The sequence below is a fragment of the Psychrobacter sp. KFRI-CH2-11 genome (genome assembly GCF_038239325.1).
Classification (GTDB): Bacteria; Pseudomonadota; Gammaproteobacteria; order Pseudomonadales; family Moraxellaceae; genus Psychrobacter; species Psychrobacter celer.
In genome coordinates this window covers 1,180,909-1,205,450 of record NZ_CP151283.1, presented here as the reverse complement: position 1 = coordinate 1,205,450, position 24,542 = coordinate 1,180,909, and the positions used below count along the sequence as shown (strand labels likewise).

General features: G+C 41.3%; 18 protein-coding genes and 1 pseudogene. 2 read left to right on the top strand and 17 right to left on the bottom strand.

Features of this window, described 5'->3' with window-relative positions; genetic code table 11:
* Positions 1-2 precede the first annotated feature (2 nt).
* The 4 genes and pseudogenes from AADH33_RS05010 to AADH33_RS04995 all read right to left on the bottom strand — a co-directional run bounded on the left by AADH33_RS05010 (position 3) and on the right by AADH33_RS04995 (position 4,105).
* Positions 3-1,505 (bottom strand): bacteriophage T4 gp5 trimerisation domain-containing protein, encoded by a 1,503-nt coding sequence (locus AADH33_RS05010; RefSeq protein ID WP_348549772.1) that lies wholly within the window; start codon positions 1,503-1,505, stop codon positions 3-5.
* Between the two features lie 156 nt (positions 1,506-1,661).
* Positions 1,662-2,813: a tetratricopeptide repeat protein gene (locus tag AADH33_RS05005; RefSeq protein ID WP_348549771.1), complete on the bottom strand. Its 1,152-nt coding sequence runs from the start codon at positions 2,811-2,813 to the stop codon at positions 1,662-1,664.
* A 6-nt stretch (positions 2,814-2,819) separates the two neighbouring features.
* Complete coding sequence (locus tag AADH33_RS05000) at positions 2,820-3,329, bottom strand: hypothetical protein (protein WP_348549770.1); 510 nt, start codon at positions 3,327-3,329, stop codon at positions 2,820-2,822.
* A 27-nt stretch (positions 3,330-3,356) separates the two neighbouring features.
* A pseudogene (locus AADH33_RS04995) lies at positions 3,357-4,105 on the bottom strand (IS5 family transposase).
* 173 nt (positions 4,106-4,278) lie between these two features.
* Here AADH33_RS04995 and AADH33_RS04990 point away from each other — a divergent pair.
* Positions 4,279-4,575: an IS630 transposase-related protein gene (locus tag AADH33_RS04990; RefSeq protein WP_348549769.1), complete on the top strand. Its 297-nt coding sequence runs from the start codon at positions 4,279-4,281 to the stop codon at positions 4,573-4,575.
* Positions 4,550-5,068, top strand: coding sequence for an IS630 family transposase (locus tag AADH33_RS04985; RefSeq protein ID WP_227501958.1), 519 nt, complete (start codon positions 4,550-4,552; stop codon positions 5,066-5,068). The genes AADH33_RS04990 and AADH33_RS04985 overlap by 26 nt, the downstream gene beginning before the upstream one ends.
* On the opposite strand, the gene AADH33_RS04980 is transcribed toward AADH33_RS04985, so the two are convergent.
* From AADH33_RS04980 to tssE, 13 genes are all read right to left on the bottom strand, one after another.
* Positions 5,032-6,624, bottom strand: coding sequence for a bacteriophage T4 gp5 trimerisation domain-containing protein (locus AADH33_RS04980; protein ID WP_348549768.1), 1,593 nt, complete (start codon positions 6,622-6,624; stop codon positions 5,032-5,034). The genes AADH33_RS04985 and AADH33_RS04980 overlap by 37 nt on opposite strands.
* A gap of 108 nt (positions 6,625-6,732) precedes the next feature.
* Entirely contained in the window at positions 6,733-7,668 is a 936-nt protein-coding gene (locus AADH33_RS04975) for a hypothetical protein (protein WP_348549767.1), read from the bottom strand.
* 25 nt (positions 7,669-7,693) lie between these two features.
* The gene (locus AADH33_RS04970) at positions 7,694-8,608 is read right to left on the bottom strand and encodes a hypothetical protein (protein ID WP_348549766.1); all 915 of its coding nucleotides are present in this window, start codon (positions 8,606-8,608) and stop codon (positions 7,694-7,696) included.
* A complete protein-coding gene (locus tag AADH33_RS04965) occupies positions 8,605-9,714 on the bottom strand; it encodes a hypothetical protein (RefSeq protein ID WP_348549765.1) in 1,110 nt (369 codons plus the stop codon). Before AADH33_RS04965 ends, AADH33_RS04970 begins: the two co-directional genes overlap by 4 nt.
* Positions 9,715-9,914: 200 nt before the next feature.
* A complete protein-coding gene (locus AADH33_RS04960; protein ID WP_201587208.1) occupies positions 9,915-10,958 on the bottom strand; it encodes an SEL1-like repeat protein in 1,044 nt (347 codons plus the stop codon).
* Between the two features lie 565 nt (positions 10,959-11,523).
* Complete coding sequence (locus AADH33_RS04955) at positions 11,524-13,047, bottom strand: bacteriophage T4 gp5 trimerisation domain-containing protein (protein ID WP_348549764.1); 1,524 nt, start codon at positions 13,045-13,047, stop codon at positions 11,524-11,526.
* A gap of 170 nt (positions 13,048-13,217) precedes the next feature.
* Positions 13,218-14,219 (bottom strand): SEL1-like repeat protein, encoded by a 1,002-nt coding sequence (locus tag AADH33_RS04950; protein ID WP_348549763.1) that lies wholly within the window; start codon positions 14,217-14,219, stop codon positions 13,218-13,220.
* 75 nt (positions 14,220-14,294) lie between these two features.
* A complete protein-coding gene (locus AADH33_RS04945; RefSeq protein WP_348549762.1) occupies positions 14,295-14,816 on the bottom strand; it encodes a hypothetical protein in 522 nt (173 codons plus the stop codon).
* A gap of 29 nt (positions 14,817-14,845) precedes the next feature.
* A complete protein-coding gene (gene tssI, locus AADH33_RS04940; protein WP_348549761.1) occupies positions 14,846-17,965 on the bottom strand; it encodes a type VI secretion system Vgr family protein in 3,120 nt (1,039 codons plus the stop codon).
* Positions 17,966-18,067: 102 nt separating this feature from the next.
* Complete coding sequence (tssH, locus tag AADH33_RS04935; protein ID WP_348549760.1) at positions 18,068-20,875, bottom strand: type VI secretion system ATPase TssH; 2,808 nt, start codon at positions 20,873-20,875, stop codon at positions 18,068-18,070.
* A gap of 107 nt (positions 20,876-20,982) precedes the next feature.
* Positions 20,983-22,044: a type VI secretion system baseplate subunit TssG gene (gene tssG, locus AADH33_RS04930; protein ID WP_348549759.1), complete on the bottom strand. Its 1,062-nt coding sequence runs from the start codon at positions 22,042-22,044 to the stop codon at positions 20,983-20,985.
* On the bottom strand, positions 22,041-24,011 hold the full coding sequence (tssF, locus tag AADH33_RS04925) for a type VI secretion system baseplate subunit TssF (RefSeq protein WP_201586324.1): 1,971 nt from the start codon (positions 24,009-24,011) through the stop codon (positions 22,041-22,043). Before tssF ends, tssG begins: the two co-directional genes overlap by 4 nt.
* Positions 24,004-24,510, bottom strand: coding sequence for a type VI secretion system baseplate subunit TssE (gene tssE, locus AADH33_RS04920; RefSeq protein WP_201586323.1), 507 nt, complete (start codon positions 24,508-24,510; stop codon positions 24,004-24,006). Before tssE ends, tssF begins: the two co-directional genes overlap by 8 nt.
* Positions 24,511-24,542: the final 32 nt, after the last annotated feature.

Genomic DNA, 24,542 nt, shown 5'->3' with positions numbered 1-24,542 from the left:
CATCACTCCAAATATTTAATATATCCGTCTTTAATTAGATCTTTGATCGGCATAGGTAGTTGATCTTGCATACCCATACCACGTTGGTCAAACCATGGAGTGGCTTGACTCCTATTAGCAGCAGGAATGTCCTTAAGCACTTCAAACTGTCTTTCAATATAGTCTGACTCTTTGCCGTACATCGCTCTTTCAGAAAAAGTAGTCCCTTTAGGAGAAACGTAAGCACCTCTATCATCCTTAGGTGCATAGTCAGAGTACCTACTAAAGCCTTGCCCTTTACGATAATTATGTGTTGTTAAAGTACCTGGAACTTTGTCAAAACCCTTTGTATTATCTGGCCACCAAATACTACCGTCTGGCTTTTTCCAATTAGCTTTCTGTGCAAGCGCTCTTTCCTTATTTATTGCATTAAGTAGTTTTAAATTAGCAGCTTTAGTAGCTCTAGCCGCCTTCAAAACTTTAGAACCTTTATGAACGGTTTGACCTACTCTACCAATAGGTACAACACTGGCAGCGGTCATTACTGCATCAGCAGTTTTTTGATTTTGTTGTTGCTGATACGCGGGCATAGAGCCGCTATGTATAGATCCATTATTATTCATGACATTTTTGTTTATATTACTAGCTTGTCTCTCCCATTGTTCAGCTGTCCATGTGTCACCCCCACCGCCTTCGACAGGATCACCAACAGTAGTATTAGTACCCGGTATTATACTTCCTTCTTCATAATCATATTCATCATCCCCACCCCCCGCACCACCCCCCGGCGGATTAATCAGCACATCCTTACCAATGACCTTATTCTCTTTTTCTGCTTGCGTGATGATGCTGGAACCGGTAATGATGATACTGCCGTCCGCATTCATCACCAGCGATGATTTACCCACGGTGATCTTAAACTCATCCTCTGCGGTGATACTATAGCTTTTACCCACAAAGGTTTTTTTGATGCGGCCCACTTGTTCAGTCTGCATGATGCCGACAGCGGTGTTCATGATGGTGCCGACTTGGGTGGCATACCCTAAGCCTACGGTGACAGATTTACCCAGTTTGACAAATTCGCTGTTGGTTTTGTCAACAGTGAGAGAGCGGCTTTTGTTGATGGTCTCTTTGCGGTCTTTGTTGACGGTGAGGCTGTCATTACCGTTGACGGTTTTGTCTCTGTTGCCTTTGATGAGGATCTGTTCACTCTTGTGTACGGTCTCGGTGCGGTTGCCGCCGATGTCGATGGTTTCATCTAAGTCGACGCGTTCCTTACGGTTTTGATGGATAGTAATCGTCTCATTCTGATCCACCGTCTCCGTGCGGTTTTGATGAATGGTGATGGTTTCATCCAAATCCACCGTCTCAGTACGCTTACCGTGTACTGTCACCGTCTCATCTTTATCAATGGTGGTGGTACGGTCACGGTTGACTCTGCGAGTCTCATCATTCTTCACTAGGGAGTTTAAATCACGCTGCGCCTGCAAGTTGACTAGCTCAAAGCCGGCATCATCATTGAACATGAGCTCATTGTAGTTCTCAAGGGGCGAGTTAAAGCTTTTAGACTTGATACCAGACTTCTTTGCTGCTTGCGGGTAGCCCCATGGGGGCGGGTTGGCACTGTTGTAGAGTCGGCCGATGACGATGGGAGCTTAAATACAAGAAAGCATTAGAAATAATTACCGATTAATTTTGCCTTCATTTCTCAATTGATCAATACGATCCTGAGACTCTTGATAGCCTTGATCAGCCGCTTTTTGATACCACTCATAGGCTTTGTTATAATCTTGCGGTACACTATCACCATGGTAATACATCTCGCCAAGATTAAATTGTGCGATAGCTTCTTCTTGAGCAGCGGCTTCACTATAGAGCTCAAAAGCTTTATCGTAATCTTCTTCAACCCCTCTACCTGAATAATAGAGTGAGCCTAAATCATTCTGAGAAAGGGAGTAACCTTGCTCTGCCGCTTTTTGATACCATTGAGCAGCTTTCTCATAATCTTGTTTAACACCTTCACCTTTTTCATACATGACACCAAGATTGTGCTGAGCTGATGCATAACCTTGACCTTCTAGTATTTGAAACAACTCAAATGCTTTCCTATAGTCCTGCTTAACTCCTAAGCCGTCATAATACATAACAGCAATTTGAAACTGAGCTGGTGTATACCCTTTAATAGCTACTCTTTTGTACCATTTGAATGCTTCAGGATAATTCGGCTTCGCACCTACACCTTTATAGTAAAGCGAAGCTAAGTTAAATTCAGCAGGATAAAAACCTTGTTTTGCTGACTTTTTGTACCATTTAATAGCTTGACTATAATCTATTGGGCTATCTTCGATATTTGTATAATACTCTCCAAGATGGAACTGTGCTTCTGGCTGACCTTGAGCTGCTGCTTTCTTAAACCATTTAATAGCTTTATCGTAGTCTCTGTCTATATCTTCGCTATAAAGGTACTTTACGCCAACACTATTTTGCGCGTCAGCTAATCCTTGCTCTGCCGCTTTCTTATACCATTGTAAGGCTTTGGCTTTGTTTTCACTGATGCCTTCACCATTGTCGTACATCACACCTAATTGAAACTGAGCTTGGGGATCGCCTTGATTAGCAGCTTTCTGAAATAGCTCAAAGGCTTTATTGTAGTCCTGCTTAACTGAGTTACCTTTGTAATAATTCAAACCGAGCTGGTATGCTTTTGAAATATCGATTTGCTCTGTTGGTGATACTTTATCTGTAGGCTCAAATGAGCAAGCTGAAACCGGTAATCCAGTTAGTAGTACTAAAAAACAAACTCTTACATTTTTTTTAGTGTTGGAAATATTCATGAGGTTCTACTCGTTTAATTGGTAACAAGGCAGAGTATAATCATACTTGAGATGTACTAGTGTACGCACTTTGAATAAATCAATAATATATTCATTTTGCATATCATTCATATACATAAATATAGTCGCTTTGTTATTACATAAAATACGAACATTTTTCGTATTTTTATTTGATCGACTGGCTGTTTTTAATATGTATTCTTCTTTATCAACTCTACTGGTTATATCAACCCATCCTTTTCTATTAAGAAACTCATAAAGCCCTTCTAGTTTCATGTAATTATATTCAGGGCTAGCGTATCGAGAATTGAATAACACTTTCCTATTTGAATACCTATGATCGCTTTCTTTAAAATTCATAAATTTTGCAATATCATCAAGCTCTGATATAAGCCAACTTTCTTTTTTTACTAACTCTCTTTCAAATAGTTCAACCTCTTTGTCAGGTTTAAAGTTTACAAATGAAATAAACATAATAAATACTAAAGCAGTAAAAAAAATATCTATTTTCTTCATTCAAGTTCTCTTAGGGTGTGTTGACAATTACCGTAAAAGGATAATCGTCGCTGCTAAATAGATATTAGCAGCAAACGACTCATCCGTTTTTTCAGCACGCATGGCAATTTTCTTGAAATCTTTCAGCTTACAGAAGAAGTTCTCGACTAAATGACGCCACTTGTACATTTCTTTATCGAAATCTCGTTGCTTTAAACAAGAGCGTTTAGGGGGTATGACCGCTTTGCTACCACGCTCTTTTCAGTCTAGCAGTCGCCAATCCGTGTTAAAGGCTCTATCAGCAAGCAATGCACCAAACTCTTTGTCTTTCATTAAAGGTTTAACGCCAGCCATGTCATGCTGTTGTCCTTTCAATAAAGTAAAATCAACAAGGTTGCCTAATGCATCAACCATTGCCATGATTTTAGTGGTCATACCGCCTCTTGATTTGCCAATTGCCTGATGACAAGCCCCTTTTTTGAGCCTTGTCCATGACGATGTACCTTAACAATCGTGCCATCAATCACGGCATACTCTAAATCTGAGTCATTCAGAGCATTAAATAGCTTGCTGAATCTATCGCTTTTTACCCATCGACGGTAGCGCTTATAAACACTGTTCCAGTTACCAAATTCAGGGGGTAAATCTCGCCACGGACTACCTGTACGGACAATCCATAGAACAGCTTCAATAAATAGTCGATTATTTACGGCTGTTCTACCAGCATCGGTCTCTTTACCTGTACAATACGGGTCTATCTTTGCCCACTGGGCATCATTTAGTGTTAATCTAGTCATAACACTATGATTGTCAATTATTCTATATATGTCAACACACCCTAGTAGATTTACACTATAGTCAACCTTAAATAAAACCGATACAATATTCATAACTCATTCATTTAATGAAATAAACGATGACCTATTCAATCGACTTTCGCAAGCAAGTACTGCGTAGCATTAAAGACGGCATGACCATTCGAGAAGCCGCTGTTTTTTACCAGCTTAGCACAAGCTCGATCCACAGCTGGCAGCAGAGCTTAGTTCCTAAAACTACCAGAAATAAAGCACCGACTAAAATATCAAATGAAGCCTTATTGAAAGATGTTGAGCAGCATCCAGACGATTATATGTATGAGCGAGCACGGCGTTTAGGCTGTAGTAAAACAGGTATAGAAGCTGCATTAAAACGGTTGAGTATCACTCAAAAAAAAGACCTTAGAGCATCCAAAAGCATGTCCGATAAAAAGAGCGATATATCTAAGTAAGCTTGATCGCTTTACACAGCAAGGCTATCCCATTGTCTATATGGATGAAAGCGGCTTTGAGCACGAGACCATTCGTTCTCATGGCTATGCACCGGTTGGTAAACCTTGTATCGATAGCTACAATTGGCAAGCAAAAAAGCGTACGAATGTTATCGGTGCTCTGTATGAAAAGATGCTGTTTGCCATAGATTACTTCGAGCAGAACATTAACAGCACCATATTCTATGACTGGTGCAAATACACACTAATTCCAAGTCTCAAAACTAAATGCGTGATTGTGATGGATAATGCTCGGTTTCATAAAAACAAACGTATTCAAAAACTACTGAACAGGCACGGCCATCGTATTTTATGGCTGCCACCCTACAGTCCTGATCTGAATCCTATTGAGAAAAAATGGGCACAGGCTAAGTTTCTGCGCCAAGGGTGGATGCAGAATAATCTACCTAAACTGTTTTACGATATGGGATGTTCCAGTTTTATTGTGGATTGACTATATTTACCCACATAAGTAAAAACACCCGTATTTTTATCATACTTATACTCAGTAGATTTTTTCATATTTGAAGAGCCTTTACTAACACCAACGCTATTTTTATTCTTTTTAGACCCTATTGATCCACTAATACCTCCAGATACTCCTGTGACTTTACCATCATCAGTTGTATCATAAGAACCATAAAATGGTCCTGCGTCTGCAGAAACAGCATGACCTTGACCGGATAATATATCATTAGTTGCTTCTGCATCACTTTTGCCATTGTTATTCAAAATAGATCCAAATCCTACCTGAGCGCTAGCATTAGGATACTTACTATTATTAACAGAAGCATTTACATTTTTAGGAACGTATACTTCTCCATTATGCGCATTTACTGACATTGCACCTTCCATGCTACCATTCATAAAGCCTCCACCAGCTGAAACAGCTACATAGTCAACTCCTGCTTTTTTTCCTTGCTGAATCATTGCTGTTAGCATTGAAGCTTTTGTTCTACCTGGAAATTTTTGAACCCCATCTTTAATGATATGGGTAATTCCCAGTGCATCTTTTCCTGCTTCAATAGCCTGATCTAAAAACGCCTTGCCAGGATTATCCTGATTAAACCAGTAATCATCATCACTACCTAAAATAGGCAAACCATCAGCCCCTACTTGAGCAGGCGCATCATTTAGATAATCAGGTTCAAGCTCTTCCCTTGCACCCCCCGCACTCGCCCCCGGCGGATTGATCAGCACATCCTTGCCAATCACCTTATTCTCTTTCTCCGCTTGCGTGATGATGGTTGAGCCCGTAATGATGATACTGCCATCGGCATTCATCACCAGTGAGGACTTACCGACCGTGATCTTAAACTCATCCCCTGCGGTGATACTATAGCTTTTACCCACAAAGGTTTTTTTGATGCGGCCCACTTGTTCAGTCTGCATGATGCCAACAGCGGTGTTCATGATGGTGCCCACTTGGGTGGCATACCCTAAGCCTACGGTGACAGACTTACCCAGTTTGACAAATTCGCTGTTGGTTTTGTCAACAGTGAGAGAGCGGCTTTTGTTGATGGTTTCTTTACGGTCTTTGTTGACGGTGAGGCTGTCATTACCGTTGACGGTTTTGTCTCTGTTGCCTTTGATACGGACGTGCTCACTCTTGTGTACGGTCTCGGTACGGTTGCCGCCGATGTCGATGGTTTCGTCTAAGTCGACGCGTTCCTTACGGTTTTGATGGATAGTAATCGTCTCATTCTGATCCACCGTCTCCGTGCGGTTTTGATGAATGGTGATGGTTTCATCCAAGTCTACGGTTTCAGTACGCTTGCCATGTACCGTCACCGTCTCATCTTTATCAATGGTGGTGGTACGGTCACGGTTGACTCTGCGAGTCTCATCATTCTTCACTAGGGAGTTTAAATCACGCTGCGCCTGCAAGTTGACTAGCTCAAAGACGGCATCCTCGTTAAACATGAGCTCGTTGTAGTTCTCAAGCGGGGAGTTAAAGCTTTTGGATTTGATGCCAGACTTCTTGGCCGCTTGCGGGTAGCCAGTTATCATGAAATAGTATTATTTATCATTGTAGTTTTGCTTGATAGCAATAAGGCGGCTACAAATGTTTGAACAACCACTTCATTTATAATAGTATGGAAGACTATCATTTTTATTCTACTGATGAGCATCATTCATCTGAGCCATCATCTCCAAGTAAAGTGCCTTTGCTTGCTTTAACGTTTCGGGACGTAGCTCTTTCTCCATCGCTGCAATAAATCGCTTGTCCACACTGTTGAGCTCTTCTTCGTGACGTCCAGCGCGTAGCTCATTGGTGATATAAGCATAGGCTAAGACTTTAGCAATATCATCATCTAAGCTAGCCCCATATTCATCTGGGCTTAAATATATAGAAAAAAGCGCCATGGATGACTCCCAATTTTTTTCTAGCATTAAGTCTTCATTCAATAGTGTTATGCTTTGATTTATCTTTGATTTATCTTTGATATGATCTATGTATAGATATGCTAGTAAGACCCTAGACTTCCTAACATTCTGCTCGATAGCGATTTTGTTATAGTATTCGGCTTTGTCATAGTCCGTAAGGTTCAGCTCTGGGTCACGGTAGATCATCATTAAAAATCTAGTGGCATCTGGAGAGCCAGCTTCAAATGCCTGTTCAAGATAATCAATACTCTCATCTGTACTAAGCCGATTTTCAGCAGAGAATCGTTCTGGATAATTTATTTGCAGTGCGCCGACAAAGTAGCCAGCTTGCTTAATACCTAAATCAAAGGCTTTTTTATAATATAGATATGACTTTTTATGATCCTCTACTATCAAGTCATAATAAGAAGCATAATGATAGCAAGACTGAGCGATATACTCGTTATCACACTCGTTTTGAAAGCGTTCAATATCCTCAGTCTTTAAAAACCTTATCAGCTTCGTTATTTCTTTTTCCGAGTCTAAAGTACCAAATTGAGCAATAGACACTGGCTCAGATCGGGCAACAGACTCTATAGCGATAGTATGAGAAAACGCATAAGCTATAGTTACGTTGAATAGTAATAAAAAGGTTATTGGAGCAAACGTAACGATTTTATTTGTCATGGTATGGAAGACTATCATTTTTATTCTACTGATGAGCATCATTCATCTGAGCCATCATCTCCAAGTAAAGTGCCTTTGCTTGCTTTAACGTTTCGGGAGGTAACTCTGTTTGCATGGCTGCAGCAAATCTAGTATCTACATTATTAAACCCATTCTCATTACGCCCATCACGCAAGTCGCTGCTGACATAAGCATAAGCCAAGGTTTTGACAAGGTCAGGCTCAAACTTAGCACCATATTCTTCGGGATATAAATAAATAGTCATTAGTGCTAATGCTGATTGCCAGTTCTTCTCAATCATCAAGTCATCTTGGTATAAGTTAATACTTTCATTTATTTTAGATTTGTCTTTCATCTCATAAGTGTATAAAGAAGCTAAAAGAAATCGGGACATCTTAACGTTTTGCTCTATAGCGATCTTGTTATAGTATTCCGACTTTTTTAAATCAACACGGTTAAATTTAGGTTCGCGATATATAACTGTTAATAATCTGGTTGCATCTGGAAAGTCTGTTTTAAAAGCTTGTTCTGCATAACGGATACTTTCGCCTATAGTCAAGCGATTACTATCGTTAAAAAGCTCTGGCTGGTTCAATTGAAAACCAGCTATATAGACACCAGACTGCTCCAATCCTAAATCAAACGCTTTTATGAAATAATCATATGACTGCTTATATTCTCCTAATACTAGATTCATATATCCTGCATAGATGTAGCATGAGTCAGCATTATTTTTTGTATCGCATTCTAACTGGAGTCGTTTTGGGTTCTTTAGGTTTTTCAAATATTTTTCAAATTCAGCATCTTTTAGTTTTAGCTCTGCGTAGTCACTATTAGACTCATCATAGTTCATGTAAGCATTAGAGTTGACAGAAGCTCTATTAACAGTAGAAAACAATGAGATAGTTAAAAGTGTTAATATAAAAAAGATTTTAATCATTTCTTTTTCAACTCCTCATTTACTTGATCAAATCTATCCTTAAGGTCTTGACCAGTTTGATAGTCTTCATAAGCATTATTAGCTTTATCGATAATTGGAAATCTATTCGTAAAGGCATCTGTTGCCACTTCTTGAGCTTTGCTTTTAGCTTTATCTTGAGCAGCATTAACCCCCATTTCCCCCAATTCTTGAAAATCTTTATCAGTCGCTAAATCGAACACTGTCTTCCCCACTGCAACTCCTTTGTTGACTTGTGCAGCTGCATCAATTCCTGCACCAATAGATTGTTTAATACCATCAGCAGCCTCCCCCTTCCACCCATCTCGGACGTTTGCCATTGGGTTTTCATAACCAATGTCATCATATAGAGAAGGAGGCTGTCCTGATTTTATATCTAGTGGTCGTTGTGATACTGCATTGTTTTGCGTTGCATTGCTACGTGCACGCGCTGCTTGTGCCGCTATGTTATTCGCTCGATTTCTCTCGATTTGCGCTTTCTGAGCATTATAGTCGTTCAAATCACTATTTTTCTTCAACGCATCTACAGCAAATTGGCCTGTTTCCGAGTTTTCACCGTAAGCCCTTGCCATTGATGCGTACTTCTCTTTATCATAATTAATTTCTGGTTCATAGCCCACAATATCAACATTATTGCGACCTAGTCCCCCCATTTTTGCAGTTGCTGCTCGATACTCAGCTTTTCTTCTGGCTTCTTTAGCTTTCTCTTTATCAAGCGTCTCAGAACGTATTGGTCTTGTCAGGTCATCTAACCCTCCACCCCCTTGATCAGGATCGCCCACAGTAGTATTGGTGCCTGGTATTACACTGCCTTCTTCATAATCATAGTCATCTGGAATGCTCCCCGCACTCGCCCCTGGCGGATTGATCAGCACATCCTTGCCAATCACCTTATTCTCCCCCTCAGCTTGGGTGATGATGCTTGATCCTGTGATGATGATACTGCCATCGGCGTTCATGACCAGTGAGGATTTGCCGACGGTGATCTTAAACTCATCTCCTGCGGTGATACTATAGCTTTTACCCACAAAGGTTTTTTTGATGCGGCCCACTTGTTCAGTCTGCATGATGCCTACCGCGGTGTTCATGATGGTGCCGACTTGGGTGGCATACCCTAAGCCTACGGTGACAGATTTACCCAGTTTGACAAATTCGCTGTTGGTTTTGTCAACGTTAAGCGAGCGGCTTTTGTTGATGGTCTCTTTGCGGTCTTTGTTGACGGTGAGGCGCTGTTGTAGAGACGGCCAATGACGATGGAAGCTTAAATAAAAGAAAGCATTAGAAATAATTACCGATTAATTTTGCCTTCATTTCTCAACTGATCAATACGATCCTGAGCCTCTTGATAGCCTTGAGCAGCCGCTTTTTGATACCACTCGTAGGCTTTATTATAATCTTGCGGTACACTATCGCCATAATAATACATCTCGCCAAGATTAAATTGTGCGATAGCTTCTTCTTGAGCAGCGGCTTTACTATAGAGCTCAAAGGCTTTATCGTAATCTTCTTCAACCCCTCTACCTGAATAATAGAGTGAGCCTAGATTGTTTTGAGCTGGAACATAATTTCGGTCAACTGCTCTTTGATACCAATACGCTGCTTTTCCATAATCCTTTTTCATACCCAAACCTTTTTCATACATGACACCAAGATTGTGTTGAGCAGGAGAAAATCCTAAATCAGCTGCTTTCTGATACCATTGTTGTGCTTTAGTATAGTTTTTCTCGGTACCTTTTCCATCAAGATATAAGGTGCCAAGGTTATACTGGGCAGGCGCAAACCCTTGTTCTGCTGAGCTCTTATACCACTTAATAGCTTTTTTATAATTTATTGGTCTGTCATATCCGTTTTCGTAAAATAAACCCAAATGGTACTGCGATTCTGGCTGACCTTGTTCTGCTGCTTTCTTAAACCATCTAACTGACTTTTCAAAATTGGGTTCTACTTTCTGATTATAAAAGTATGACATACCAATACTATTTTGTGCATCAGGCAACTCTTGTTCTGCTGCTTTTTTATACCATCCCAAGGCTTTAGCTTTATCCTCATCAACGCCTTGACCATGCTCATACATATTACCTAGTTGAAACTGAGCCTTAGGACTACCTTGGTTGGCAGCTTCTTGAAAGAGCTCAAAGGCTTCCTTATAGTCCTGTTTGACTGAATTGCCTTTATAGTAGTTAAGACCAAGTTGGTATGATTGTGAAGTATAATTTTTCTCTATTGAGGACGCTGTGTCTACAGGCTCGGCTGAGCAGGCGGAGACAGTTAATCCAGTTGATAGGGCTACAAATAAGAAGAAATTTAATTTGTTTAGACTTTGAGTGCTCATGGAGTGCTTATCTTCTATATTTCAAAAATCCATCAGTGAATTCAATTTTATTTTTTTCAAATAGATCAAGCATCAGCATTGCTAAACGGCAACCTATAATTAAGCTTGTTTTAATAGACTCGAAAAAGAATCTAGCAAATCTCATTACGATAAAGGTCGTGACAGTAATTACGATTGCTTTCACTAATGCGGTCAAAAAAAGTCGACCTGGTATGTTGAAAAACAACATTATATGTTCGACAATGCCTTTCAAGATATCAAACATCGCGATTCACCCTACACAAATGTCAATGTTTTTTTTCAAATAGATCAAATATAAGCATCAGAATTGCTAAGCCGCAACCTATAATTAAACTTGTTTTAATATCTTCAATTAAATAACCTGATTTAATTGATTCGAAAAAAAATCTAGCTGATCTCATTACAGTGAAGGTCAAAAGAGTAATCACGATTGCTTTCACTAATGCTGTCAAAAAAGGTCGATCAGATATGTTAAAAAACAGCATGATATGTTCAACAATGCCTTCCAATATATCAAACATTAAGATTCACCTCTATTTAGTCTTTACTCGTTATCAGACTCATCAATAGCCGCTTTTCCTGCTGTTTTACCTACAGTTTCCGCTGCTTTTTGTTGCTTCAAGATTTTCATACTTGTAGAATTTTTTATCGTTTTTGGTATATTTAACGCAGTTGCATAAGGTACTTTAGCCGCATTAGCTATAGTAGAGCCACCCGCTCCACCAAGCGCTCCTATACCAGCGCTTACAGCCGTTTTTCTAGGGTCATAAGGAATATCGGGACTTAAGAGCTTTTGACTTCCAAAATCAAAAGCCGCAGAACCCCCAGCACCTCCAGCCATAGCCTTAGGAATAGAAGTTTTATTAGGCACTGCTTTTTTAGCATTTCTGATTAAAGCGCTTACAGATTGCTTACCTTGTTTGGCTAGATCAAGTGCCTTCTTACTGACTACAAGCCTAGATCCTTTATAAAGAATCGTTGCTGAACCGCCTCCAGCTGCTACACCAATCACTGTCACTGCTGCGTTAAATGTCTTTTGGTTTTGCTGTTGTTGATAAGCTGGCATAGAGCCACTATGTATACTTCCGTTATTATTCATGACGCTGCTATTGATATTTCCAGCTTGTCGATTCATAAACTGTTCAGTCTGAAGGTTTCCATACTTACTACTCGCTACCATACTACCATCTGCAATAGCATCCTCTATCATCTGATCGTTCATCGCAAATAGCTCTTCATCGGTCATTTCATCAGAGTCACTACCTTGAACAGGTAATCCATCAGCACCTATTTGAGCAGGCTCTTCTACTTGCCTATTGGAAGCCCCCGGCGGATTAATCAGCACATCCTTGCCAATCACCTTGTTCTCCCCCTCAGCTTGCGTGATGATGCTTGAGCCTGTGATGATGATACTGCCGTCTGCATTCATGACCAGTGAGGATTTGCCGACGGTGATCTTAAACTCATCCTCTGCGGTGATACTATAGCTTTTACCCACAAAGGTTTTTTTGATGCGGCCCACTTGTTCAGTCTGCATGATGCCAACAGCGGTGTTCATGATGGTGCCGACTTGGGTGGCATACCCTAAGCCTACGGTGACAGATTTACCCAGTTTGACAAATTCGGTGTTGGTTTTGTCAACATTGAGCGAGCGGCTTTTGTTGATGGTCTCTTTGCGGTCTTTGTTGACGGTGAGGCTGTCATTACCGTTGACGGTTTTGTCTCTGTTGCCTTTGATACGGACGTGCTCACTCTTGTGTACGGTCTCGGTACGGTTGCCGCCGATGTCAATGGTTTCATCTAAGTCGACGCGTTCCTTACGGTTTTGATGGATAGTAATCGTCTCATTCTGATCCACCGTCTCCGTGCGGTTTTGATGAATGGTGATGGTTTCATCCAAGTCTACGGTTTCAGTACGCTTGCCATGTACCGTCACGGTCTCGTCTTTGTCGATGGTGGTGGTACGGTCTCTATTGACTCTGCGTCGCTCGTCGTTCTTCACTAAGGAGTTGAGATCACGCTGGGCTTGCAGATTGACCAGCTCAAAGCCGGCATCGTCATTGAACATGAGCTCGTTGTAGTTATCAAGGGGGGAGTTGAAGCTTTTAGACTTAATGCCTGATTGCTTGGCGGCTTGCGGGTAGCCCCACGGTGGCGAGTTGGCGCTGTTGTATAGTCTGCCGATGACGATAGATAATGATGCACGTTTAAGTGAAAACTGAATTAAATAAAGCGCTATTACTGAGTTATGATACCTTCTTGAATTAGCACTTCAATAATATCTTTCGCTCTTTGATTGCCTTTAGCCGCAGCATCTCGATATAATTCAAGTGCTTTGTTTAGATCTTTTTCAACACCATGTCCAAAATAATATAGACCGCCAAGATTGGTTTGTGCTTCTAAGTCTCCTTGAGCGGTAGATTTGCTATACCATTTGAAAGCATTATCGTAACTTTGTACAACCCCATCACCTGTATAATATAATGCAGCTAGGTTGTTTTGCGCAGCAGCATAACCCTGATCTGCTGATTTGTTATACCACATGGCGGCTAGTGCGTAATGCTGTTTGACACCAAAGCCGTTAGCATACATAACACCTAGATTATATTGGGCTTCCATGTCTCCTTGCTCTGCTGCCCTTCGAGTCCATCTATAGGCTTTATTGTAATCTTGTTCTATCCAATCTCCCTCAGAATACATGATACCAAGCTGCAGTTGAGCGGTTGCAAAACCATTCTCGGCTGATTTTTTATACCACTTTAAAGCTTGCTCGTTATCTATTGCTCTATCATAACCATTCTGATAAAAAGTACCAAGATAGAGCTGAGATTCTGGCTGACCCTGAGCGGCTGCCTTCTCAAACCAAGCAATTGACTCATTAAAGACAGGTTCAAGCTCCATATTAAAGTAATACAGTTTGGCTAACGCATTTTGCCCATCAGCAAACCCCTGCTCTGCAGATTTTCGATACCAGTCTGCAGCTTTAGTTTTATCTTGACTGACACCTTCACCGTTTTCATACATACTACCTAGTTGAAACTGGGCTTGTGGGTCGCCTTGGTTAGCTTCAGCATAGATTGATTCAAAATCTTTGCTATCACTTTTATTTATTGGTTGAGCTAAATGTTGGCTGGTTTCATTTGTAGCGTCTGTTGAGCAAGCAGAAAACAACAACCCAGTTGATAATGCAATAACAAGTCTTAAATGAAACATTAATTTTTTTGGTTTTTGAGCAATCATAAAACACTTCACTTTTATACTTTAGAACGTTAACATCTGTATATAAATACCTTACTATGTTAATTATCTATCGATCTAATGGCTTACGCTTTCTAGTAATTTAATAGTAATATCTTTAAACTCTTCTTTGTATGGTAAAAGATAAATCATCTCTTTGTCCTTTATACCAATATACTGGTAGTCATATTTTTTGTAAACTCTACCACCAAGTTGGTCTCTATTTATGTATTTTATTTTATTTTGATCCTCTATTATTTTAAAATCTTCTAATAGAATTTCTTTTCCACTAATTAGAGTTATCTTTAACTTTCTATCTATTTCTATATTCTTGATAAACCTTTTTGAAATTACAAATAAAATTCTATAAAACGAATATAAGACAGAATATAAGCATATTATAAACGGTAGCAAATAGTACAGTGATATTTTAAATTCAAAAAAATAAAAAATACTATTATCAGAATTAAACAATAATCTTGTAAAAAGCAACAGAAATATGAATAACACTATGGCCAGAAGTAAATACTTATAAACAAAAGTAATACCTTTCTCATTTATTAAATAACTATGATCTGTAAAGTTTTTATCGGATTTCAAATTTATTTCTACCCTTGAGTTATAATAATTTAAGGCTTCTTAGTCCAAAAAAGTCCTAGATCATCTGTTGAATCAGAATCTTTAAACTCTACTGACTTACCAAATTCACCAGCAGCAGATGTGGCAGCTGCTTGGGCTATATCTCCTATACCTCCCAAATTATAGGGCTTTAATGCTCCTCCAGCTAAACCATTTACTCCTGCAGTAAACAAATCTGCTTCGCCCTCTGCAATATCTTGCGTAGCATAAGTACCAGCAGTGCCAACTGCACCTGTCGCTAATATACCTGGCGCTATGGCGGCAGCCCCACCAGTTAAAGCTCCACCAGCCGTATAAATAAGAGCTTTGCTTGGATCCCATTCTTCAGAGGGTGTCGTAGCGACATATGACACACCACCAAGAGCACCGCCAGATGAAGCACCATTTATTGCAGTTTGTGGTAGTAAGGTTGCCGCTTCTTTTGCTGCAGCTCCAATATAAGGACCGTAACCCGCAATAGCAGCGCCTGCATAGGTAACGTTACGCATATCTTCTTGTAAATTAGCTTGTGCAATTACTTTGCGATCTGTAGCTGCAAGTCTCGCATGAGCAGGTAACACTACAGCTAAAGGATCCACTGCAAAATTTGACTTCTTATCTGGGATAGGCTCAAGAACCATATCCCGAATACTTTCATCCCAAACATACTTATAACCTTCTGGAGGCTTATCGTATGGATTGGGAGTGTAATTTCCAAAACCTGACAATCCCCCGCCCCCTTGATTAGGGTCATTAGAATGAGTATTGCCCGCTATCAAGCTCCCATCAGCTTCAGTATCATCTACACGACCAAAAGAGCCAGCTCTATCTAAAGGCCCTTGTTTTAATGCCGCTAACGCACTTGGCAAGCCATTAGGATTAGTAGCTTGGCTAGATGGAACAGGTGCAGCAACAGAGGTACTTGGCTCTTCCACCTGACTATTACTCGCCCCCGGCGGATTGATCAGCACATCCTTGCCAATCACCTTGTTCTCTTTCTCTGCTTGGGTGATGATGCTTGAGCCTGTGATGATGATACTGCCATCGGCGTTCATCACCAGCGATGATTTACCGACGGTTATCTTAAACTCATCGCCTGCGGTAATACTATAGCTTTTACCCACAAAGGTTTTTTTGATGCGGCCCACTTGTTCAGTCTGCATGATGCCAACAGCGGTGTTCATGATGGTGCCGACTTGGGTGGCATACCCTAAGCCTACGGTGACAGATTTACCCAGTTTGACAAATTCGCTGTTGGTTTTGTCAACAGTGAGAGAGCGGCTTTTGTTGATGGTCTCTTTGCGGTCTTTGTTGACGGTGAGGCTGTCATTACCGTTGACGGTTTTGTCTCTGTTGCCTTTGATGAGGATCTGTTCACTCTTGTGTACGGTCTCGGTGCGGTTGCCGCCGATGTCGATGGTTTCATCTAAGTCGACGCGTTCCTTACGGTTTTGATGGATGGTAATCGTCTCATTCTGATCCACCGTCTCCGTGCGGTTCTGATGAATGGTGATGGTTTCATCCAAGTCTACGGTTTCAGTACGCTTGCCATGTACCGTTACCGTCTCATCTTTATCAATGGTGGTGGTACGGTCACGGTTGACTCTGCGGGTCTCATCGTTCTTGACTAAAGAGTTTAGATCACGCTGCGCCTGCAAGTTCACCAACTCAAAGCCGGCATCATCGTTGAACATGAGCTCATTGTAGTTCTCAAGGGGCGAGTTAAAGCTTTTAGACTTGATGCCGGACTTTTTGGCCGCTTGCGGGTAGCCCCATGGGGGCGGGTTGGCGCTGTTGTAGAGACGGCCGATGACGATGGGACGATCAGAGTCGCCGTTGATAAAGTCAATAAGCACTTCTTCACCGATACGCGGGGTATTGATGGAACCAAAGCTACCCCCTGCGGAACCTTGTGCCACCCGTATCCAGTCTGAGCTTAGCTGGTTCTTGGGGCCGTATCGGTCCCAGTGGAACTGGACTTTGATGTCGCCATAATCGTTGGTGTGTACTTCTTCTCCTGCAGGGCCGGTGACGGTGGCGCCTTGGGTGCCGATGATTTGCGGCTTGGGAGTAACTCTAGGGGCACGGTACTGGTAAGTGAGGGGGATGGCACTAAAGCGAATACGGTAGTGCGATTGTTCGGTGCCACTGGCATAACCGGCCTCTTTGAGTTCGTACTCGGCATAGATAATGAGGTGTTCGGTGTTGGCGGCGTCATGCGGGTGACGGGTCAAGGCAAAGGTGTGACCGGGGGCGATGGTGAGGACGTTACCAGCAGCACTAATGCGTTTGCTTTGGGCGTTGTAGTCTTGGGCGCGGACTTGTTGGTAGTGCGGGGCATCCTCTTTGCTACTGAAGTTGGTATAGAAGTCGTAGTGTTCGGTGTTGATACCCCCTAAGCCATGGGTTTCGCCTTGGTAGCTGAGCTTACGGTTGGCGGTTTGGTAGTTGTGGTCGTTGACGTTGACGGTCTTGGTGGCGAGGCGGTCGGTTTGCTGCCATTCGTCGATGTAGTTCTGATCAGGGGTCCCTGGGGTGACGGCTGAGTGGTAAGGGATGAAGGGTTGACCCTGAATGGGAGGATGGGCGCTGTTGTCATCAACGATGATGAGGGTATGATTGCCGTCGGTATGGGCAAAATAGTAGTAGAGCCCTTCTTGTTCAAACAAACGGTTTAGGTAGGCAAAGCTGGTTTCTTGGTATTGGGTGCTGTGTCCGTATTTACGGTAGTGGTTCTGGCACTGTATCTCGTAGGGGAAGCCAAATTCGTCTAGGATGGTGCGGGTGATCTCAAGTATGTCTTTGTCAACAAAGACTCGGCTGTCATAACGCTGGGTGAGATACCACATGTTTGGACGCATGATGCAGGTGTAGAGATGGTAGCTTTGCTCGTCTTCATCTTCACTTAGGTAGCCAAAGTCGGTAACTAGGCCATTTAATACGCGCTCACCGCTCTTGGTGTCTATGGTGACGGCGATGGTTTGGCCGATGATGTCGGTGGCAGCGAGATTGGGGTTTTTGCTGGTGAGGGTTAGGCGATACTCATAGAGCATGCTGAGCCCTTCAAATCCATTGAGTTCGACAAAGGACAGCTCACGGCCAAAGGGGGTGTGGATGGCAATGGTGCGCATGAAGAGAGCCTTTTTAGAGGTTAGTTGATAAATATATGTCTGGCTAGAAGCACGACGTCAGCACTTATGATGGGTAGATAGTGCTGACTTGCTCATTATACTCTACAAATATCGGTAGATTATATCATCTTCGTCGGTGCTTAGATGAATAGAATTGATGGTTTTATTGTCGATAATGTAAGTCAGTAGGTCTTTGCTGATTTTAGGTAAGATAGTATTGGTCAAGATGGCATCAATCATGCGACCGCCAGACTCAACTTCGCTACATCGATCAGATATCAGGGCCAAAATATCATCAGAGTAGCTCAGTGTAATACCATGATTGTCTTTGATGCGCTTGACGATACGCTTAAGCTGCAAGTCTACGATCTTATTCAATGCCGCGTCGTTCAGTGGATAATAAGGAATAACCTGAATCCTACCCAACAATGCGGCTGGGAATACTTGCAGCATAGGTGCTCTTAGCTCTTTTTGTAGCGTTTCTATATCGATGACTTCATCGTTGTTATGGCAACGATTCATGATGAGCTCTGTACCGACATTGGTGGTCAAAATAATGATGGTGTTTTTAAAATCAATATGTCGCCCTTCTCCATCTTCCATCCATCCTTTATCAAATACTTGAAAGAATATCTCATGCACATCAGGATGGGCTTTTTCTACCTCATCAAGTAATACCACACTATAAGGCTTACGTCTGACGGCCTCCGTTAACACACCGCCTTCTCCGTACCCAACATAGCCTGGAGGTGCGCCCTTTAGGGTTGATACAGTATGTGCTTCTTGGTATTCACTCATATTGATCGTAATGACGTTATGCTCACCACCATATAATGAATCGGCTAACGCCAAGGCAGTTTCTGTCTTACCAACCCCTGATGGGCCCGCCAGCATAAAGACACCGATAGGCTTATTGGGATCATCAAGACTCGCTCTTGAGGTTTGTACTCTTCTAGCAATGGCCTCCATACCATGATCTTGGTCGATGACACGCTGACTCAGCGTTGAGCTAAGCGCCAGAATGGCCTGTAGCTCATCTTTCATCATTTTACCTACTGGTATGCCTGTCCAGTCTGAGACCACATTAGCCACTGCTCTGGAATCTACCAATGGCAATACTAGCGGATCATCATTTTGTTGCTGTTTCAGCTGCTCAATGATATTTTTTTGTGTCTCAAGTAGGCCCTCGATATCACTACTGGTATCGCTTATATTTGGCAGATGATTAGTGTCATCGTCATTATGGGCATTGTCTGCGGCAATAGCACCATTGCTATCTGTCTCATCATTGAGCGCTGTTTCATTATGACTATCAACTGTAGCATCAGTAACTTGCGTATGACTGCCTTCTGTTGTAGCGTCCTGATCCTCAACATCTGAAACATCTTCGTCTGTTACATACTGCAAAATTTGTTGACGAACATCAATTAGCGCATGAACCAGACGAGACTCTTCCTGCCATTTATTCTCAAGCTCGACTAATTGAGCTTCTAAATCAGCGATGTCGCTGTCAATCTCACTCAGTTTGTCTTGCTGATCATAATCAAGCTTCATTTCACGCTCCATATTATGCTTTTGTGTTTCTAAAGCAATAATTTTTCTATTGAGATACTCAATTCGACTTGGCGTTGAGTGCTGACTTAATGATACTCTCGCGCAGGCAGTATCCACTAAGCCAATGCCTTTATCTGGCAGCTTACGTGCAAGAATATAGCGATGGGACAGCTGCACGCTTGAGACTATGGCTTCATCAAGGATGATCACATTATGATGTGATTCCAGTGAAGGTACTAATGCTCTTAGCATCTCAATCGCCTCATCTTCTTCTGGCTCATCAACGTTGATGACCTGAAAGCGTCGTGTCAAAGCAGGATCTTTTTCAAAGTACTTTTTGTATTCTGCCCATGTGGTTGCCCCTATGGTTCTTAGCTGACCGCGAGCCAGCGCAGGCTTTAGCAGATTGGCAGCATCACCAGTACCAGCAGAACCGCCAGCACCTATCAAAGTATGTATTTCATCAATAAAAAGTACGATAGGCGTTGGACTTGATTCTACTTCCTCCATAACTGCGCGCAGACGCGTTTCAAACTCCCCACTGACGCTAGCACCTGCTTTTAAAGCACCAATATCAAGTAAGATAAGCTCAACGTTTTTCAGACTTGGCGGCACGTCACCTGAGGCAAGTTTGAGCGCCAACGCTTCAACGACTGCTGTTTTACCAACGCCGGCCTCTCCAGTCAAGATAGGGTTGTTTTGGCGGCGGCGCATCAGGATATCTATAATTTGTCGTATCTCATTATCACGGCCCACGATAGGATCAATCTTGCCAGCGGCCGCCATTTCGGTCAGATTGCTACCATATTTTGCCAAAGCCGTTTTTTCTGAATCCTCTACATTCGCGTTTGATGACACTGGCGACTCTTGTTGGACGTTTTCAGAAGAAGATTCAAATATAGTATCAAAATCATCGACCAGTTTATCGGCGTTAATCTTCTTAAATTGGCTTGATATTCTAAATAGAATATTAGACAGCTCTGAGCTTTTTAGTAACGTATAAAGCAGGTAAGCACTACGTATCTTTTGGCTATCAAACAATAACGAAGTATAGGTCCAGCTTTGTTCTACTGCCTCCTCTACATGTCTTGAGAAATCAGCAACATTACTAGCACCCGTCGGTAGACTCTCAACTGCAGCAAGAATATCCTTTTTCAAATTATTACTATTTATCTCAAAGTAGCGATTAATACAATCGAGATCGTTATCAGGTGTCTGTACTAGAACATGTAACCAGTGCACTAGCTCCACATAGCTGTTCTCTCTCAGACGACAATAGGTAAAAGCACTCTCTAAAGACTTATAAAGAGAGTCATTCAACTTGGCAAATAGTACACTTCGGCTAATATTAGACATGATTACTCCATTAAATTGTTTAATTATTATGTTAAAAGGCAGATTGCTTTATAGTCGGTGTTTAAGCACGCGGTACTAGCGTTACATTCATACTTAATATCGATGGTTTAGCGTTGATAGTTTAGTATTAGGCCGTCTTCATCTGTATCAATAGCGCCAAGCCAAGTAGTAAGACCAAGCTTATTACGTCCTCCTAAAACCAGCTGTGGTATATCTGGTTTTGCCAATACAAGCTGTACATCCCAATCATATTCTTCGCCTACGTAAAAACGCACCCACTCTATCATTCGTTTTGAGTTGAGACTTCCTTTAAAAAAAGACTCAAACTCATCCAGCTCCAAAGGTCCAATGATTATGCGAAACTTAGTTTGCACATCATAGATTTTGCTGCCGACGATCAAGCCATCACCAAGATTGTACTGTCCCTTTACGCCCAAACACGTCTGCTCCTCTTTGGGCAGCTCAAACCACTGGCCAATATTTTCTTCAATATGAATCGGTAAAGAAAAGTACTGTGATAATAGATCTTGGAAACTATCAGTAGAGCGGTTTCTTTGCAGACTGTACCCTGCAAAATACAATTTTGAGAAGTGTTCGACATATTGGTGAGGTCGTTGTTCATCGAAAACCGCAAAGCCTGCTAAACTGGCTATATACCTACTGAATTTATTAGCACCCTTGTTTTCAAGTGATAGGACACTTTGAGCATTCATCCAGCTACGATAAAACATCGTTAGCACTCTATGCTGTAGCATATTAACGAAGTCCGCCCATGCACCATCACCATACTGATGTTTTCTTTGAAAAATAAACTCAATCAAATGCGATGGCAGTGGTGAATTGGCTCCTAATAACCCTATTTCATTGATAGCAATTTGGAACTTATTACTTTTAAGTGAGATGCTATCGATATTCTTATATATAAAAGACATCGATGGGTTTTGATACAACCTAAATAGGTCTTGCGTAGGACTGCTCGTTTCACCGATTAAGGGTACAGAGGTATCTTGACTACCCTCCAAATGCCTCAAGATTGAAAAAAAGCTATATTTATGAAGATGGCTAGTAATCTCTTCAAGATCAAACTCATCATCTAATGTATTTAGGCCGTCTGGCAATCCCTTATGCCCGCTTGATAGCACATAGTCATTGATCTTGTTGTCACTCATAGTAAAGACTTCTCACCCTTTATGTCTTTCCATTTAATAATCTGACCTTTTTGTACCGTCAATACGGTCATTTCAACAAATGAATTGATAGAAATAATACGAGAGAAATAATGCCTTAAAATAGAAGCAAATAAGAAAGGATGCACGCCTGCCAACAAACTTTCATCAAAAGTTAGTTGAACGGCTATTCCTTTTATTAGACTTCCTGCGCCTTTGTGCCGAACTACTTTTGTCATTGGCGTAACTTTAAGCTGCGTAATGCTGTTGATCTCAGACTTATAAAATTCATTATTTTCATGGGGGAACGCTAAAAGCAGCTCTTTTAATAGCAATGTACTGTCTTTATCAGCGTAATCTGTTAATGAGATATAACTAAGATTAAGCTGATTGAGTAGCGACCAAAGCGTATGATCCTCGCTTACTGCTTCAACGGGCTTAGTGACTCCTGAGATGATATGTGCAGCACCTACAGGCAGTGCAGCATCAACCAAAAAATCCGACTCCACAGATCTGGTAAGAATCAATGGTAAATCACGATTGGTACACCACGCCTCTACGGCCAAATGATCAATATTGAAGCTAAAAACAGACTGACCTTCACTCATCATCGATAAATACACTTCACTGCCAAGATAAGACGTCCGACCACCATACAAATTCGCCGAGCTTGACTGTGCTCTCTTTTCTCTTCTCATTGAAAAAAAGGCATTATTGTGACGATTATTGAGAAACACCTCTTGATCAGTGGCTTTATAGATGGGGGTAAAATTCACTTGTTGATTATTAAACTTGTCAAATCCTTTGACTCGCTCTATGCTGTGCACCTCAAAATCCAGAGGATGTACACGATCGACGATGACGTGATGATCTGTGTTCTGCATAGTGACAGGAAAACGTACAGATTTCTTTTTGAAAAGGTTGACTATCGGTGCTGTATTGATAGTAATATCCTGCTCTTTTAGCAATTGCGTCAATTCAGGTATATAGCTGTCGAATAAAAACGAGACACTAAACCTGCGCTTCTCATGGCCTACCACTCTCTTGTTTACGCCGTTTTCGACTATAACGTCCTCAGTCTGTAATGCAGAAAGAGCAAAATCACCATTGATCTCTGCTTTTTTTATGGCTTGATTGATTCCTTGCTGACTGACAAATAAGAACTTCTCTGGTAGCTGAATATACTCTTGTATCAATCTTAAAGATGAAATAGATTTATTTAAATCAAATACTAACGCTTCGTCTTTAGCAAACCCTTTATGCTTAGGATGGTCATCTATAACATAATTCCATCTGCGCGCATCTTCAAAACTATGGCACACGACATTATTACAAGCGTTCATCAACAGGTTTAATAACTGAGAGGCGACGGGTAGCTCTGAGCCTAGATAAAGCACTAAATCTTCGGGTGTTAATTCAGAGCATTTAGTGGCCGATCTGATGGAAAAATCCAATCTGAGTGCTGATAAGCTCTTACCAGTTTTTACACTTTTCAAATCTGGGAGATAGTTCAGTGAGTTGGTATAATGTGATGCCTCAAGCTCAATCGGAGTCAACGCCGTATTTTGAGTCAAAGAAAAATGGCAGCTCAGCATATTGGCATCTATGTCAATAGGCAAAGACTCAAGCAGCTGACCGCGTTTCAATGTGTTCAAAACATTGACACTATAATGCTTTGAGGTATCAAACTTTATAATAGTGGACGCTGGCGTAGGATACAAAAACTGTGGATAAACCACTTCTAAAATGCGTTGAACAAAACGTGGGTATTCAGCGTCTATTTTTAGCTGAGTTCTTGCAGTAAGGTAAGCGACTCCTTCTAGGAGTCGCTCAATATAAGGATCTGGAATCTCGTTGTCACTCAGTTTGAGACGAGAGGCTATCTTAGGATATTGCTTAGCAAACTCCTGCCCCATCTCTCTAAGAAATCTTAATTCTTTGTTGTAATAAGACACAATTTTATTATTCATCTATACTGCCGTCCACTAACGAGAAAAATCCAGTTTCAACGTCTATAGTTGTTCTTAACCAAAACTCTTTGGGATATGGGTTAAGCTTGATCATGCCTTTGATTTCTATCAATAATTGATTGTGATTGGCATGCATGTCATTTTCGATATGCACTAAAACCTTTAAACCGTTTTCTACAAGTCTGGGTTCAAAGTTTATTAATGACTCTAAAATCAAATTTTGTACACCAGACCAGTCAATATCTGAGATATTTATCCCTGAAAATGCAGGGATACCATAGTTCATAGTGGAGCGCTTAACGTGAATGGGTAATAAGATCTCGAGCTGCTCACTATGCAAGCAAGTCGTATTCAATAAAAATAGAATATCTCTTAATATCGTCTCACGATACTCAGATATACTAATACCTCTATGGTATTTAGTATCATAGCTGCTTCTAGGATCTGTATCTGTTAGCCTATCCAATAAACAAGGGACTAAACCAATTTCATTCTTCATTGATAATCTACATAAGTTTTATGATTTACTTG

Bases quoted from the DNA above. Each gene is read 5' to 3' on its own strand.
- AADH33_RS05010 (WP_348549772.1), bottom strand. From the start codon at position 1,505: ATGTTCAATGATGATGCCGGCTTTGAGCTAGTCAACTTGCAGGCGCAG.
- AADH33_RS05005 (WP_348549771.1), bottom strand. From the start codon at position 2,813: ATGAATATTTCCAACACTAAAAAAAATGTAAGAGTTTGTTTTTTAGTA.
- AADH33_RS05000 (WP_348549770.1), bottom strand. From the start codon at position 3,329: ATGAAGAAAATAGATATTTTTTTTACTGCTTTAGTATTTATTATGTTT.
- AADH33_RS04990 (WP_348549769.1), top strand. From the start codon at position 4,279: ATGACCATTCGAGAAGCCGCTGTTTTTTACCAGCTTAGCACAAGCTCG.
- AADH33_RS04980 (WP_348549768.1), bottom strand. From the start codon at position 6,624: ATGATAACTGGCTACCCGCAAGCGGCCAAGAAGTCTGGCATCAAATCC.
- AADH33_RS04975 (WP_348549767.1), bottom strand. From the start codon at position 7,668: ATGACAAATAAAATCGTTACGTTTGCTCCAATAACCTTTTTATTACTA.
- AADH33_RS04970 (WP_348549766.1), bottom strand. From the start codon at position 8,608: ATGATTAAAATCTTTTTTATATTAACACTTTTAACTATCTCATTGTTT.
- AADH33_RS04965 (WP_348549765.1), bottom strand. From the start codon at position 9,714: ATGAACACCGCGGTAGGCATCATGCAGACTGAACAAGTGGGCCGCATC.
- AADH33_RS04960 (WP_201587208.1), bottom strand. From the start codon at position 10,958: ATGAGCACTCAAAGTCTAAACAAATTAAATTTCTTCTTATTTGTAGCC.
- AADH33_RS04955 (WP_348549764.1), bottom strand. From the start codon at position 13,047: ATGTTCAATGACGATGCCGGCTTTGAGCTGGTCAATCTGCAAGCCCAG.
- AADH33_RS04950 (WP_348549763.1), bottom strand. From the start codon at position 14,219: ATGATTGCTCAAAAACCAAAAAAATTAATGTTTCATTTAAGACTTGTT.
- tssI (WP_348549761.1), bottom strand. From the start codon at position 17,965: ATGCGCACCATTGCCATCCACACCCCCTTTGGCCGTGAGCTGTCCTTT.
- tssH (WP_348549760.1), bottom strand. From the start codon at position 20,875: ATGTCTAATATTAGCCGAAGTGTACTATTTGCCAAGTTGAATGACTCT.
- tssG (WP_348549759.1), bottom strand. From the start codon at position 22,044: ATGAGTGACAACAAGATCAATGACTATGTGCTATCAAGCGGGCATAAG.
- tssF (WP_201586324.1), bottom strand. From the start codon at position 24,011: ATGAATAATAAAATTGTGTCTTATTACAACAAAGAATTAAGATTTCTT.
- tssE (WP_201586323.1), bottom strand. From the start codon at position 24,510: ATGAAGAATGAAATTGGTTTAGTCCCTTGTTTATTGGATAGGCTAACA.